This window comes from Microbacterium sp. che218, from assembly GCF_040436305.1.
GTDB lineage: Bacteria > Actinomycetota > Actinomycetes > Actinomycetales > Microbacteriaceae > Microbacterium > Microbacterium algihabitans.
In genome coordinates, this window is sequence record NZ_AP031501.1 from 1,410,340 (window position 1) to 1,425,221 (window position 14,882).

General features: G+C 70.7%; 10 protein-coding genes. 5 read left to right on the forward strand and 5 right to left on the reverse strand.

Annotation, left to right across the window (positions count from 1 at the left end):
• The first annotated feature begins 223 nt into the window (after positions 1 to 223).
• The 3 genes from ABXS86_RS06600 to ABXS86_RS06610 all read left to right on the forward strand — a co-directional run bounded on the left by ABXS86_RS06600 (position 224) and on the right by ABXS86_RS06610 (position 4,252).
• Complete coding sequence (locus tag ABXS86_RS06600; protein ID WP_144829056.1) at positions 224 to 577, forward strand: Fe-S protein; 354 nt, start codon at positions 224 to 226, stop codon at positions 575 to 577.
• Between the two features lie 180 nt (positions 578 to 757).
• Entirely contained in the window at positions 758 to 2,212 is a 1,455-nt protein-coding gene (locus tag ABXS86_RS06605; RefSeq protein ID WP_230704278.1) for an MFS transporter, read from the forward strand.
• Positions 2,213 to 2,374: 162 nt separating this feature from the next.
• Positions 2,375 to 4,252, forward strand: coding sequence for an ABC transporter ATP-binding protein (locus ABXS86_RS06610; protein WP_353666004.1), 1,878 nt, complete (start codon positions 2,375 to 2,377; stop codon positions 4,250 to 4,252).
• 184 nt (positions 4,253 to 4,436) lie between these two features.
• Here ABXS86_RS06610 and ABXS86_RS06615 read toward each other — a convergent pair whose 3' ends face one another.
• Both ABXS86_RS06615 and ABXS86_RS06620 read right to left on the reverse strand, forming a co-directional pair.
• A complete protein-coding gene (locus ABXS86_RS06615; protein WP_353666005.1) occupies positions 4,437 to 5,900 on the reverse strand; it encodes an ABC transporter permease in 1,464 nt (487 codons plus the stop codon).
• Complete coding sequence (locus ABXS86_RS06620; protein ID WP_353666006.1) at positions 5,897 to 6,661, reverse strand: ABC transporter ATP-binding protein; 765 nt, start codon at positions 6,659 to 6,661, stop codon at positions 5,897 to 5,899. Before ABXS86_RS06620 ends, ABXS86_RS06615 begins: the two co-directional genes overlap by 4 nt.
• Before the next feature lie 170 nt (positions 6,662 to 6,831).
• On the opposite strand from ABXS86_RS06620, the gene ABXS86_RS06625 reads away from it, so the two are divergent.
• Positions 6,832 to 7,287: a hypothetical protein gene (locus tag ABXS86_RS06625; RefSeq protein ID WP_353666007.1), complete on the forward strand. Its 456-nt coding sequence runs from the start codon at positions 6,832 to 6,834 to the stop codon at positions 7,285 to 7,287.
• Positions 7,288 to 7,390: 103 nt separating this feature from the next.
• Here the strand turns inward: ABXS86_RS06625 and ABXS86_RS06630 are convergent, their stop codons facing one another.
• Positions 7,391 to 9,280: a phosphoenolpyruvate carboxykinase (GTP) gene (locus ABXS86_RS06630; protein ID WP_353666008.1), complete on the reverse strand. Its 1,890-nt coding sequence runs from the start codon at positions 9,278 to 9,280 to the stop codon at positions 7,391 to 7,393.
• A 119-nt stretch (positions 9,281 to 9,399) separates the two neighbouring features.
• On the opposite strand from ABXS86_RS06630, the gene ABXS86_RS06635 reads away from it, so the two are divergent.
• Positions 9,400 to 10,839: a helix-turn-helix transcriptional regulator gene (locus tag ABXS86_RS06635; RefSeq protein WP_307209568.1), complete on the forward strand. Its 1,440-nt coding sequence runs from the start codon at positions 9,400 to 9,402 to the stop codon at positions 10,837 to 10,839.
• Between the two features lie 374 nt (positions 10,840 to 11,213).
• Here the strand turns inward: ABXS86_RS06635 and ABXS86_RS06640 are convergent, their stop codons facing one another.
• Positions 11,214 to 12,686: an NAD-dependent succinate-semialdehyde dehydrogenase gene (locus ABXS86_RS06640; RefSeq protein ID WP_307209566.1), complete on the reverse strand. Its 1,473-nt coding sequence runs from the start codon at positions 12,684 to 12,686 to the stop codon at positions 11,214 to 11,216.
• 261 nt (positions 12,687 to 12,947) lie between these two features.
• On the reverse strand, positions 12,948 to 14,798 hold the full coding sequence (locus tag ABXS86_RS06645) for an FAD-dependent monooxygenase (protein ID WP_353666009.1): 1,851 nt from the start codon (positions 14,796 to 14,798) through the stop codon (positions 12,948 to 12,950).
• Positions 14,799 to 14,882 lie beyond the last annotated feature (84 nt).

Consider the following 14,882-nt stretch of genomic DNA (forward strand, 5'->3'; position numbering starts at 1 on the left):
CACCGGGGCCCGCGGGTCGGGGCGGCCCTTCGACAAGCTCAGGGACCGCTCGCGGGACGGGGCCGCACGGGAGGTGGCTGAGCCTGTCGAAGCCACCGGGGCCCGCGGGCCGGGGGCGGCCCTTCGACAAGCTCAGGGACCGCTCGCGGGGCTCAAGGGGCCACGCGCGCTGTGAGGCCCGCCTTGCTGGCGACAAGGCTGCGGCATCCCTACCCTGACGGGCATGGAGATCCTGCGGAACGTCGTCGTCCTGGTCCACCTCGTCGGTTTCGCCATCCTCTTCGGCGCGTGGGTCGTCGAGGCCGTCGCCCGCCGCATCCGCGTGACCCCGCTGATGAACTACGCGCTGGTCATCTCCCTCGTGACCGGCCTCGCGCTCTCGGCGCCGTGGGGCCTCGACCACGACCTCAACTACGCCAAGATCGGCGTGAAGCTCGTCGTGCTGCTCATCATCGGCGCACTGCTGGGCATCGGCTCGGCCCGACAGAAGCGCACCGGGTCGCTGTCTCCGGCGATCTTCTGGCCCATCGGCATCCTGGCCCTGCTCAACGCCGGTCTCGCCGTCATCTGGCGCTGACCGACGCGGACACGGGCGCGCTCAGCGCGCGCATAGACTGGAGGGTCTAGACGCCCCTCACTCGGGGACGTCGCCGGTGCCTCCGCCCGTGCGCTCTCTCACCACCACCCCCGTGATCGTTGCGCACCACCGCTGCGCCCCACCCCGGACGCGAACGAAGACCCTTCCCGTCAGGCAGTCATGACCACGTCATCCCCCTCCACTCGCTCGACCCCGGCCGCACCGGCCAACCCGCGTTCGCGCGTCATCACCGCGAGCCTCATCGGCACCACGATCGAGTTCTACGACTTCTACGCGTACGCCACGGCGGCCGTGCTCGTGTTCCCGGTGCTCTTCTTCCCCACCGGCAACGAGACCACCTCGCTGCTGCTGTCGTTCAGCGTCTTCGGCGCCGCGATGGTCGCGCGCCCCCTCGGTGCCGTCGTGTTCGGCCACTTCGGCGACCGTTTCGGTCGCAAGGCCACCCTCGTGGCATCCCTTCTCACGATGGGTGTCGCGACCTTCCTCATCGGCTGCCTGCCGACCTTCAACGAGATCGGCGTCTGGGCCGCGGTGCTGCTGCTGATCATGCGTCTCGCGCAGGGCTTCGCCCTCGGCGGCGAGTGGTCGGGCGCGGCGCTGGTCGCCACCGAGAACGCCCCGAAGGGCAAACGCGCCCTGTTCGGCACGTTCCCGCAGCTGGGCGCCCCGATCGGCTTCATCATCGCCAACACGGTGTTCCTCGTGATCAACTTCGCGCTGCCGCACCCCGACGGCACCGCTCAGCGCTCCGCCGAGTTCCTCACCTGGGGCTGGCGCGTGCCGTTCCTGTTCTCGGCGATCATGGTCATCGTCGGCCTCTACGTGCGCCTCAAGCTCGTCGAGAGCGAGTCGTTCGCGAAGGCCGAGAAGAGCGGCGCGATCCGCAAGTTCCCGCTGGGCGAGGTGCTCCGCCGCAACTGGAAGCAGCTGATCCTCGGCACGTTCATCATGCTGGCGACCTACGTGCTCTTCTACCTGATGACGAGCTTCACGCTGTCGTACGGCACCAAGCCCACCGCCGAGGGAGCCGCCGCCGCGGCCGAGAAGGCCGGCACCGCGTTCGACGCCGCCGCCTACGTGCCCGGCCTCGGGTTCGGCTACACCGACTTCGTGATCATGCAGATCATCGGCGTGGTGTTCTTCGGCGTCTTCACGATGCTCTCCGGCCCTGTCGCCGACGCGATCGGCCGTAAGCGCCTGCTCATCGGCGTGACCATCGCGATCATCGTGTTCGGTCTGCTGTTCTCGGTGTTCCTGCTGCCCGCGGCCGATCCGAAGTTCACCGGAGCGCTGGTGCAGGCCTTCCTGGTGCTGGGCTTCCTGCTCATGGGGGCGACCTTCGGCCCGATGGGCGCGGTGCTGCCGGAACTGTTCCCGACCAACACTCGCTACACCGGGTCGGCGATCTCGTACAACGTCTCGTCGATCCTGGGCGCGGCCCTCGCGCCGATCGTCGCGGTCGCGCTGTGGGCCGCCGGCGACGGCAACCCGTGGCTCGTGGGCGTGTACCTCTCGGTCATGGGCGTGCTGACGCTGATCGCCCTGGTGCTCTCGCCCGAGACGAAGGACGTCGACTACGACGACAACATCGCCGCCGGAGCGACCGCGCCGTAACCACGCGTTCGCATCAGACACCGGATGCCACGGGGCCCAGGCCTCGTGGCATCCGTCGTTCCGAGAGGGCTGAGCGGTTTCGCACGCCGTCGAGCGGACGGACCGGCGGTGTCGGTGGTGCGGGGTACGGTCGAAGCACCCCATTCCTTTCCCGAGGTGAGCATGTCGTTTCCCGCTCCCGCGCGTGGTCGGCGCGGCCGCCGCGCGCCCGAAGGCCCGCGCGCGTCGTTCCGTCAGCTGGTCCCGTTCCTGCTCGAGCACAAGCGCACGCTCGTCGTGGTCGCCGTTCTCAGCGTGCTCGGCGCCGCCGCGACGCTCGCGCAGCCGCTGCTCGTCGGCGAGGTCATCTCGCGCGTGCAGGCCAGCGTCCCCCTCGGCTCCCTGGTGTGGCTGCTGGTGGGCTTCGTCATGCTGTCGTCGGTCATCTCGGGCTTCCAGCACTACCTGCTGCAGCGCACCGGCACCGCGGTGGTCTTCTCGAGCCGGCGGCGGCTCATCGCGCGCATCCTGCGCCTGCCCATCAGCGAGTTCGACGCGCGTCGCACGGGCGATCTCGTCTCGCGCGTGGGCACCGACACGACCCTGCTGTACGCGGTGCTCACGCAGGGCTTCGCGGATGCCGTGGGCAACGCCCTCATCCTCGTCGGCGCGGTCATCGCGATGGCCTTCATCGACCCGCTGCTGCTGGGGCTCATCGTGGTGGTCGTGGGCGCTTCGCTCGCGGTGGTCGTGCTGCTGAGCACGCGGATCCGCGCGGCATCCGCCGATCAGCAGGCAAAGGTCGGCGAACTGTCGTCGGGCGTCGAGCGCGCCGTCGGCTCGATCCGCACCATCCGCGCGTCGGGCGCGACCGAGCGCGAGCTCGCCGCGGTGACCGAGAACGCCACGGCCGCCTATGCCGCGGGCGTGCGCATCGCGCGGGTGTCGGCGCTCATCGTGCCGATCGCCTTCGTCGCCTTGCAGGTGTCGCTGCTGGTCGTGCTCGGCGTCGGCGGGTACCGCGTGGCCTCCGGCGCCATCGACGTCGCCTCGCTCGTCACCTTCGTGATCTTTCTCTTCCTGCTCGTGCAGCCCCTGGCCTCGGCGATCGGTGCCATCACCTCGGTCAATCAGGCGCTGGGCGCGCTGGGGCGCATCCAAGAGGTGCTCGACCTCCCCCTCGAAGACGACGCCGACCGTCCCTCGTCGCCTGCGGCGGTTCCGGATGCCGCGGCCCTGACGTTCCGCGACGTGCACTTCCGCTATCCCGACAACGTCGTGAAGGCGCGCGAGGCCGCCGCCGCCGAGGCCCGCTCGGTGCTCGAGCAGGCGCACCTCGAGCGCGCGGCCGACGAGACGGCCGCCGAGGTCGAGGACGACCGCGACGTGCTGCGCGGGGTGTCGTTCGAGGTGCCGCGCGGGTCGCGCGTCGCCCTCGTCGGCCCCTCGGGCGCGGGCAAGAGCACGATCCTCGCCCTCATCGAGCGCTTCTACGACCCGACCGGCGGGGCGATTCTCGTCGACGGCGTCGACGCGCGCGACCTCTCCCGCGACGACCTGCGCGCCCGCTTCGGCTACGTCGAGCAGGATGCGCCGACCCTGGCCGGCACGATCGCCGACAACCTGCGACTGGCCTCGCCGGCGGCATCCGACGCCGACTGCGAGCGGGTGCTGCGCGCGGTCAACCTCGGAGACGTGCTCGAGCGCAGCCCGCTCGGTGTCGACGCTCCGGTGGGCGAAGACGGCGTCATGCTCTCGGGCGGAGAACGCCAGCGCCTCGCGATCGCCCGCGCGCTGCTGGCCGCTCCCCCGGTGCTGCTGCTCGACGAATCGACCTCGTCGCTCGACGGCGTCAACGAGCAGCGCATGCGCGAGGCGATCGACGCCGTCGCCACCGACCGCACCCTGCTCGTCATCGCGCACCGCCTCTCGACGGTCGTCGACAGCGACCTCATCGTGGTGCTCGACAAGGGCCGGGTCGTGGGTCGGGGCACGCACAGCGAGCTCGTGGCATCCACTCCCCTCTACCGCGATCTCGCGAAGCACCAGCTGCTCGTCTGAGCGGCGCGGCGGGCGGTGGGCCCGGGGCGGGCGCGTGCCTCGCTCCGAACGCGAGACTGCATCTCGCTGACAAGCCCGTTGCAGCCTGACGCCGAGATGTCAGCCGGAGGCAGTCTCGCGATCGCATGGGCCCGGGCCGCCGCGATGACCGACCCCTGGTGCGGTCAGGGACCGGCGCGGCGGATCAGTCGCCCGCGAGGGCGTCGATCGGCGACACCGCCGTGGCCAGCCGCGTGGGAGCGACGGCGGCGACGGCGGTGAGCAGCGCGGTGGCCACCGCGACGATCCCCACGGTCACCCACGGGATGCTCGGCAGCAGGAACGTCGGCGACGAGAACTCCGGCGGGACGCCGACCGAACCGAGCAGCGACTGCGCTCCCGCCCAGCCGTAGATCACTCCGAGCACGAGCCCGAGAGCCACCGAGGTCACGGTGAGGTGCGCGGCCTCGAGCAGCACCATGCGCCGGATCTGCGGGGCGGCGAAGCCGAGCGTGCGCAGCAGACCGAGCTCTCGGCGGCGCTGGATCACCCCGAGGGTGAGCAGGTTCACCAGACCGACGGCGGCGATGACGGCCGACACGGCGACGAGCGACATCATGATCGTGGCGAAGGTGTCCATGAGCGCGAGAAGTTCCTCCGGCGGTTCGCCGCCGCCCGATCGGATGAGAAGGTCGCGGGCCGACTGCGAGGCGACCGCGAACATCGTCACGAGTGTGACTCCCATCACGACGCCGATCGCCATGCGGCTCGAGCGCTCGGGGTAGCGCAGCGCGTTCTCGGCCGCCAGGCGGGCCTCGGCCGAGCGGCCGAAGAGACGTCCGGTCACGCGGAGCAGAGACGGCATGACCACGGTCGCGCCGAGGCTCAGCCCCGTGAACGAGAAGATTCCGCCCACGAACGCCACGACGACGCCGAGGGGTGAGAGAAGGCCCAGGGCGATCCCTGCGGCGAGCACCAGCGTGCCGCCGAAGAAGAGGATTCCCGCGACGATGCGGCGACCGCGACCGCCGACGGCCTCGCTCCGGTTGCGCTCGGTCGCCCCCGAGATCGCCTGCAGGGGCGTCACCTCGAGCACCCGGCGCGAACCGGCCCAGGCGGCGGCCCACGTCGTGAGGGTCACGATCACGGCGGGAGCGACCAGCACCGGCTGCAGAAGGGCGTAGTCGACATCGATCCCCCACGCGGTGCGCGCCACCGACAGCAGCGCGGCCGCGACCACGGTTCCGCCGATCAGCCCCACGACCGCTCCGATGGCCCCCACCACGAGACCCTGCCGCGCGACCCGCACGCGCTCCGACCGAGCCGAGGCCCCGATCAGGCGCATCAGAGCGATCTGCCGCGTCCGGCCGGCGACGATCGTCGCGAAGGTGTTGGTGGTGACGATCGCCGCAACGAACATCGCCACGCCGACCAGCAGCGCGCTGAGGATCGCCACGACCGCGACGACGCTCTCGCGACCCGCAAGGTAGGGCGCCGCCAGCAACCACGCGCCGATGAACCCCGTCGCGGCGATGAGCAGCGTGCCGAAGCCGCTCGAGATGGCGGCGACCAGCACCGACGCGCCGAGACCGCGTTCCGCGCGCGGCAGGGCGCGCGGCAGGCGGCGGGGGCGCGGCGTACCGACGGGCCGCTCGGCGACGGCGCTCACGCTCCGACCTCGGACGAGAGCATGTAGGCCGAGATCGCCTCGGCGCTCTGGCGCGGGGTGTCGGCCACGACGCGGCCGTCGCCGAGGAAGATCACCCGGTCGGCGTGCGAGGCGGCGACCGGGTCGTGCGTCACCATCGCGATCGACTGCCCGTGCTCCCGGCTCGCCGCGACCAGCAGAGCCAGCACCTCGCGGCCGGTGCGGGAGTCGAGGTTGCCGGTGGGCTCGTCGGCGAAGATCAGGTCGGGCTGCGTCGCCAGGGCCCGCGCGATGGCGACCCGCTGCTGCTGGCCGCCCGAGAGCTCGTGCGGGCGGTGGCGCAGACGGCCGCCCAGTCCCATCGACTCGACGAGCGCGTCGATACGGCGGCGGGCCTCGGGCGAGGGAGACCGACCGGCCAGCTCGAACGGCAGGGTGATGTTGCCGAGCACGTCGAGCGTCGGCACGAGATTGAACGACTGGAAGACGAACCCGACGCGCGAGCGGCGCAGGACGGTCAGGTCGAGGTCGCTGAGCCCGGTGATCTCGGTGTCGCCGATGAACGCGCGGCCCGAGGTCGCGGCATCCAGTCCCGCCATGACGTGCATGAGGGTGGACTTGCCCGAGCCGGACGGTCCCATGATCGCGGTGAACTCGCCGCGGCGGAGGCCGATCGTGACGTCGTCGAGCGCGTGGACGCGCGACTCTCCGGTACCGAAGGTCTTCGTGAGGTTCTGCACTCGCGCGGCCATCGGCGCGGTGTCGGAAGGATTCTGCTGCATGACTCCGACGCTACGAATCTCCCCCGCCCGGCGGCATCGGCCTGACGTCGTCTCGTCGTACATCCCGGGGATGACGCTGCACGGGCGGCGGGGTGAAATGCGTCTCGAGAGGGACGGTCGTCATCCCCGGGGACGACGACCCGGCGATCTCACCCGGCCACGATCGAACCATGACATCGCACCGCACCTCACCGCTCCTGTTCGCCCTGGCCGTGGCCGCGGGCGGGGCCCTCACCCTCTCGCTCGCCGGCTGCACCGGCATCGAACAGGCGCTGTCGCAAGAGGTCACCACGGAGTACACCGACGCCGCCGACGTCGCCGCCCGGGCCGACACCACGGTGCCGTGGCTGCCCGCCGACGCGACCGGAATCGTCGTGAAGACCAAGCGCGACGGCGAGGTCGCCACCGCTCTGGCGCGGAGCGGCTCGCCCCTCGATACGGCGACCTGCGTCGAGATGGAGCGTCAGTCGGCCCCGACCGTGCACATCGACGACGCCCCCGACGTGTACGCGAAGGATCGCGTCTTCGCGTGCGGGGCATGGTCGGTGATCGCCACGGCCGACGGCTGGTACGGCTGGACGCCCAACAGCCCCGGCGAGAAGGAGAAGTCGCCGGCGGCATCCTGAGCGGACGAAACACCGACGCCCCTCCCGCGCGCCAAGAACGGGAGGGGCGTCGATTCGAGGGCTCGCCCAGTCCGCGCGAAACGGCGCGGAGGGCGAGCCGGTCTCAGGCGCGCTGCAGGCGGTAGCGCAGCGCAGCGAGCTCGGCGCGCAGGGCGGCCGGCAGGTGCGAACCGAAGGTGTCGTAGAACTCCTCGGTCAGATCGGCCTCGGCGAGCCACGACGCGCGGTCGATCGAGAACAGCTCCTCGAGGTCGGCGGCGGGCAGGTCGAGACCCGACAGCTCGAGGTCTTCGACCTTGGGCAGGCGGCCGATCGGGCTGTCCACGGCGTCCACCTGTCCGTCGACGCGGCGGATGATCCAGTCGATCACGCGGGCGTTGTCGCCGAAGCCGGGCCAGAGGAACCGGCCGTCGTCGCCCTTGCGGAACCAGTTGACCTGGAAGATGCGCGGAGCGCGGTCGAAGCGGAGCTTCTGACCGACCTTCAGCCAGTGGCCGAAGTAGTCGCCCATGTTGTAGCCGCAGAAGGGCAGCATCGCGAAGGGGTCGCGGCGCAGCTCGCCGACGGTGCCCTCCTGCGCGGCGGTCTTCTCGCTCGAGACCGTCGAGCCGATGAACACGCCGTGCGACCAGTCGGTCGCCTCGACGACCAGCGGCACGTTGGTCGCGCGGCGGCCGCCGAACAGGATGACGTCGAGGGGGACGCCCTCGGGGGCCTCCCAGTCCTCGGCGATCTGCGGGCACTGCGCGGCGCCGACGGTGAAGCGCGAGTTGGGGTGCGCAGCGGGGCGGCCCGACGCGGGCGTCCACGCCTTGCCCTCCCAGTCGGTGAGGTGCGGGGGCGCCTCATCGGTCAGACCCTCCCACCAGACGTCGCCGTCGGGGCGCAGCGCGACGTTGGTGAAGATCGTGTTGCCCCACAGCGTCTCGATCGCGGTGACGTTGGTCGACTCGCCGGTTCCGGGGGCGACGCCGAAGAAGCCGGCCTCGGGGTTGATGGCCCAGAGGCGTCCGTCTTCACCCGGGCGGATCCACGTGATGTCGTCGCCGAGCGTCTCGACGCGCCAGCCGGGGATCGTGGGACGGAGCATCGCGAGATTGGTCTTGCCGCAGGCCGAGGGGAACGCGGCGGCCACGTGGTACGCCTTGCCCTTCGGGTCGATCACGCGGATGAGCAGCATGTGCTCGGCGAGCCAGCCCTCGTCGCGGCCGATGACCGAGGCGATGCGCAGCGCGAAGCACTTCTTCGCGAGGATCGCGTTGCCGCCGTAGCCCGAGCCGAACGACCAGACCTCGAGGGTGTCGGGGAAGTGCACGATGTACTTCTCGTCGTTGCAGGGCCACGCGACGTCGTGCTCGCCCGGGGCGAGGGGCGCACCGACCGAGTGGACGGTCTTGACCCACGGCGCTCCGTTGGCGATCTGCTGCGTGACCGAGGTACCGACGCGGGTCATCACGCCGATGGATGCCACGGCGTAGGCGCTGTCGGTGATCTGCACGCCGATGTGGCTCAGGGGCCCGCCGACCGCGCCCATCGAGAACGGCACGACGTACATGGTGCGACCGCGCATCGAGCCCTCGAAGACGCCGTTCAGCGTCTCGCGGATTTCGGCGGGAGCGATCCAGTTGTTCGTGGGACCGGCGTCTTCTTCGCGGTTCGAGGCGATGTAGGTGCGTGACTCGAGACGGGCGACGTCGCCGGGGTGCGAGCGGGCGAGGTACGAGCCGGGGCGCCACTCGGGGTTGAGCTTGATGAGCTTGCCCTCGTCGACCATCTCGCGGAGGAGGGCGTCGTTCTCGGCCGCCGAGCCGTCGACCCAGTGGATGCGGTCGGGCTGGGTGAGGGCGGCGACCTGGTCGACCCAGGCGGTGAGGGCGGCGAGGCCGGGACCGTCGACGGCCGGGCGAACGCCGTAGCCGGAACGGGCGGGGGCGGTGGGGGCCGCAGCGGCGCGGCCGGTGGAGCGGGGGGCCAGGAAGTCGGCGAGTGCCATGTCGTTCTCCTCGGTTGAGAGCGAATATCGGTGTCGTTCCTCCATGGTGCGGGTGCAGAGCACGGTCTTATAGAGATTTCGACCTGTAAGAAACGGCATTCTTTCGCTATGGTCAAGGAATGGCGTCCACCTTCGAACTCACGACCCTGGGTCATCGCATCCGGCACCATCGCCTCGCGCGGGGCTACACCCTCGACGAGCTCGGTGCCCTGGTCGGAGTGGCCGGCAGCCAGCTGAGCCTCATCGAGAACGGCAAGCGCGAACCCAAGCTCTCGCTGCTGCAGGAGATCGCACGCGCGACCGAGACCGAGGTCACCGAGCTGCTCTCGCGCGAACCCCCGAACCGGCGGGCGGCGCTCGAGATCGAGCTCGAGAAGGCCCAGACCTCCCCGTTCTTCCGTCAACTCGGCATCCCACCGGTCAAGGTCACCAAGGGCACGAGCGACGACACGATCGAGGCCGTGCTCGGTCTGCACCGCGAACTGCAGCGCCGCGAACGCGCCACGATCGCCAGCCCCGAAGAAGCCCGCCGCGCCAACACCGAGCTGCGCCTGCGCATGCGCGAGATCGCCAACCACCTGCCCGAGATCGAGCGCCTCGCCGAGAAGCAGCTCAAGGCCGCCGGGCACTCGACCGGCGCCCTCACGCACCGCACGGTGAGCATCATGGCCGAGCAGCTCGGCTTCGAGCTGCTCTACGTCAGCGACCTGCCGCACTCGGCCCGCTCGGTCACCGACCTCGAAAACGGGCGCATCTACCTGCCGCCGGCCTCGATTCCGGGCGGCCACGGCCTGCGCTCGATGGCCCTGCAGGCGATGGCGCACCGCCTGCTCGGACACCGCCCACCCACCGACTACGCCGATTTCCTGCAGCAGCGCCTCGAAATCAACTACTTCGCCGCGAGCTGCCTCATGCCCGAGACGAGTTCGGTCGCCTTCCTCGCGCAGGCGAAGAAAGACCGCAACCTCGCTGTGGAGGACTTCCGCGACGCCTTCGGGGTGACCCACGAGGCGGCCGCGATGCGCATGACCAATCTGATGACGACGCACCTCGGCATCCATCTGCACTTCTTGCGCGTCGACGGCGACGGCGCGATCTCGCGCGTGTACGAGAACGACGGACTGCCGTTGCCCACCGACGTCACGGGCTCCGTCGAGGGCCAGGTCGTGTGCAAGAAGTTCTCGGCGCGGTCGGCGTTCGACGAGCACAACCGCACCACCGAGCACTACCAGTACACCGACACCCCGGCCGGCACCTTCTGGTGCTCGACCCAGACGGGCACCACCAGCGACGGCGACTTCTCGATCACCGTGGGCGTGCCGTTCGACGACGCGCGGTGGTTCCGCGGACGCGAGACCTCGACGCGGGGCGTGTCGCACTGCCCCGACGAGTCGTGCTGCCGGCGCCCCGACACCGAGGCGGCCGAGCGCTGGCAGGGCAAGGCATGGCCGAGCGCGCGCGTGCACCGGCACATGTTCTCGCCGCTCCCCCGCGGCATGTTCCCCGGGGTCGACGACGCCGAGGTGTTCGCGTTCCTCGACCGGCACGCGAACGGTTGACGCCGGGTCGGCCGGGGACGTCGGCATCCGTCCCCTCCTGCGACACCACGCAGGACGTGCGGTCGGCTAGGTCGTCCAGAGGGTCAGATAGGCGACCGCAGAACGGGATCTCCTGCGTCGTGTCGCGGAACGGCGAGTGCCTCGGACGGCGCGACCCCGGCGCACCGAGCAACGCGGAGCTGTGGCGCCCCTCCGCCTCCCCGACATGACACAGGAGTTTCGCGCGACGAAGTCTCCCAACGGGCCAGATGGGCCGCCGGAGAACGGGATCTCCTGCGTTGTGTCGCCGGGATGCGGACGGAACGACGGATGCCACGACCCCGGGCCCTCGCGGGGCGCCGGGGTCGTGGCATCCGGTGTCTTCTTCGGCCCGATCAGGCGTAGGGGTTGGCCGTCAGCGTGTACTTGGTCTGCAGGTACTCGTGGATGCCCTCGTCGCCGCCCTCGCGGCCGAGGCCCGACTGCTTCCACCCGCCGAAGGGGGCCGCGGCGTTGGAGACGACGCCGACGTTGAGGCCCATCATTCCGGTCTCGAGCTTGTCGATCATGCGCTGACCGCGCGCGAGCGACTCGGTGAAGACGTAGGACACGAGGCCGTACTCGGTGTCGTTGGCGAGGCGCACGGCGTCGTCTTCGTCGTCGAAGGGGATGATCGCGAGCACGGGTCCGAAGATCTCCTCGCGGAGGATGTCGCTGCCGGGCTGCACGTCGGCCACGACGGTGGGCTCGAAGAACGTGCCGGGGCCGTCGATGGGCGAGCCGCCGACGGTGACGGTCGCGCCGCGTTCGACGGCGTCACCGACCAGGGTCTTGGCCTTGTCGACCGCGCGGTCGTCGATGAGGGGTCCAATCTGCACGCCCTCTTCGGTGCCGCGGCCGATCTTCATGCCCTGCACGCGCTCGGTGACACGGCGCGTGAACTCCTCGACGACGCTGCGCTGGACGATGAAGCGGTTGGCCGCGGTGCAGGCCTGGCCGATGTTGCGGAACTTCGCGAGCATCGCCCCTTCGACCGCCTTGTCGAGGTCGGCGTCGTCGAACACGACGAACGGCGCGTTGCCGCCGAGCTCCATCGAGGTGCGCAGCACGCCGGGCGCGGCCTGCTGCAGCAGCTTCACGCCGACCGGGGTCGAGCCCGTGAACGAGAGCTTGCGCAGGCGCGGGTCGGAGATGATGCGCTCCGAGACCGGGCCGGTGTTGGTGGTGGTCACGACGTTGACGACACCGGCGGGAAGGCCCGCGTCCTGCAGGATCTGCGCGAAGAACAGCGTCGTGAGCGGCGTCAGGGTCGCGGGCTTGATGACGACCGTGCAGCCGGCGGCGAGCGCGGGCGCGATCTTGCGGGTGGCCATCGCGAGGGGGAAGTTCCACGGGGTGATGAGGTAGCACGGGCCCACGGGGTGCTGCGACACGATCATGCGACCGGTGCCCTCGGGGTTGGCGCCGTAGCGGCCCTGGGTGTGCGCGGTGACCTCGCTGAACCAGCGGAGGAACTCCCCGCCGTAGCCGACCTCTCCGCGCGCCTCGGCGAGGGGCTTGCCCATCTCGAGCGTCATGAGCAGCGCGATGTCTTCCTTGCGCTCCTGCAGCAGGTCGAACGCGCGGCGGAGGATCTCGGCGCGCTCGCGCGAGGGGGTCGCCGCCCACGACGGGAACGCGTCGGCCGCGGCATCCATCGCCGCGATGCCGTCGTCGACGGTCGCGTCGGCGATCTGGTGGATGACCTCACCGGTGGAGGGGTCGTTGACGTCGACGGTCTTGCCGCCCGTGGCGGCGCGCCACTCCCCGTTGATCAGCAGGCCGGTGGGTACGGATGCCAGCAGCTCGCTCTCGCGCGAATCGGTCATGAATCCTCCTGGATCGGTGCGGGGGTGTCCCGCCCATTCTCGTCAGCACACGAGGGTGCGCCGATATACGTTGCGTACAAAGGGAGTGTTGTGCTGGCCGCCGTGGCGGGTGGGGTGCGGGGCACGGGGCGACCCCGGCCGGCACGGCTTGTTCACGCATAAACGCTTCTCGCGCGCATGAACGCGCTGTGCTCGCGTTTCTGCGCGCGGATTGCGTTTATGCGTGGGAGGGGGGCGGATGCCGCGACCCCGGTCGACCCGTCAACGCACGACTGCCTCCGCCGGCTGCGCCATCATGCCGGCGAAGAAGCGCTCGAGCCCAGCCGGGTCGGTCAGCGGCAGCACGTGGGCGACGTACTGATCGGGCCGCACCACGACCACGGCTCCCTCAGCGGCGATCCCGCGCTCGGCGTAGATGTCGGCGCTCGTCCAGGCCGAGGGCGCGGCGGCGAAGACCTTCTCCCAGTCGGTCAGGCCGAGCGGACCGGAGCGCGGGCGGAACAAATCCGGCACGTCGACCACGTCTTCCCACCGACCGGGAAACACCGCCTTCACGTCGAACACCGCGTCGAGGTCGGCCCCCTCGGGGGCGAGACGCTCGACGATGTCGCGCGCTGCCGTGGCCCACTCCCGCAGCGCCGAGCCCTCGGCATCCGCGAAGGCGTACACGCGCCAGCGCCCGTCGGCCGTGGCGTGGTGACCGAGGTGCACGGGGTTGCCGTCGCACACCCGCACGACCTCGACGCTCTTGAAGCGCTTGCCGACGGGGAATCCGGATGCCAGCTCCTGAGCGGGCGCGTCGGCGGTGATCGCCGAGGGGCCGTAGTGCGTCATGAAGCCCGAGGGGAACTCGGCCGTGGCCAGGTAGTAGGTCGACAGCTCCGCGGGGTCGGTGATCTCGCCGGGCTTGCGCGCCATGAGCGACGACCACTCGCGGTCGAAGTCGATGAGCTGCTGGGCGACGGGGCGACGCTCGTCGTCGTAGGTGCGCAGGAGGTCGGCGGATGCCAGGCCGGTGAGCACGTGCCCGAGCTTCCAGCCGAGGTTGAAGCCGTCCTGCATCGAGACGTTCATGCCCTGCCCGGCCTTGGCGCTGTGGGTGTGGCAGGCATCGCCGGTGAGGAAGACGCGCGGGCTGTCGAGGTCGTCGACGAACTGGTCGGTCACCCGGTGCCCCACCTCGTACACGCTGTGCCACGCGACCTGCTTCACGTCGATCGAGTACGGGTGCAGGATCTCGTTCGCCCGGCGGATCACCTCGTCGATCGGGGTCTGCCGCACGCGGTGGTCGTCGTCGGCCGCGACCTCGCCGAGGTCGATGTACATGCGGCTGAGGTAACCGCCCTCGCGCGGGATGTGCAGGATGTTGCCCGCCGCCGCGTTGATCGCGCACTTGATGCGCCAGTCGGGGAAGTCGGTCTCGACGAGCACGTCCATCACGCCCCACGCGTGCCGGGCCGCGGCGCCGACGTGGGTGCGGCCGATCGCCTGGCGCACGCCGCTGCGGGCACCGTCGCATCCGGCGACGTACTTCGCGTGGATCGTGCGATCGCCCTCGGCGGTGCGCACGCGCACCTCGACGGGGTACTCCCCCTCGCCGACCGTGAGGCCGAGGAACTCGACGCCGTAGTCGGGGCGGATGCGCGCGGGGCCATCGGCGGCGGCCTCGGCGAAGTAGTCGAGCACGCGCGCCTGGTTGACGATGAGGTGCGGGAACTCGCTGATCTTGAAGCCGTAGTCCTCGGTGCGGGTGGTGCGCACGATCTCGTCGGGAGCGTCGGGGTTCGGAGCCCAGAAGTTCATCCAGCCGATGTTGTAGGCCTCGGCGGTGATGCGGTCGGCGAACCCGAACGCCTGGAACGTCTCGACGCTGCGGGGCTGGATGCCGTCGGCCTGCCCCAGCGGCAGACGCCCCTCGCGCTTCTCGATGAGGCGCGTGGTGAGCTGGGGGAACTGCGACATCTGCGCGGCCAGCAGCATGCCGGCGGGACCGGAGCCCACGATGAGCACGTCGACCTCGTCGGGCAGGCGCTCGGGCCGGTCGAGGCCGGTGCCCGCGGCGTTCTGCACGCGCGGATCGCCCGAGACGTAGCCGTGGTGGTGGAACTGCATCGTTTCTCCTGACGTCGATGTCGAGGTTGCCCCGCGGCACGGCGTGTTCTATATTAGAACGCAGCGTTCCGCTATCGAACGAGA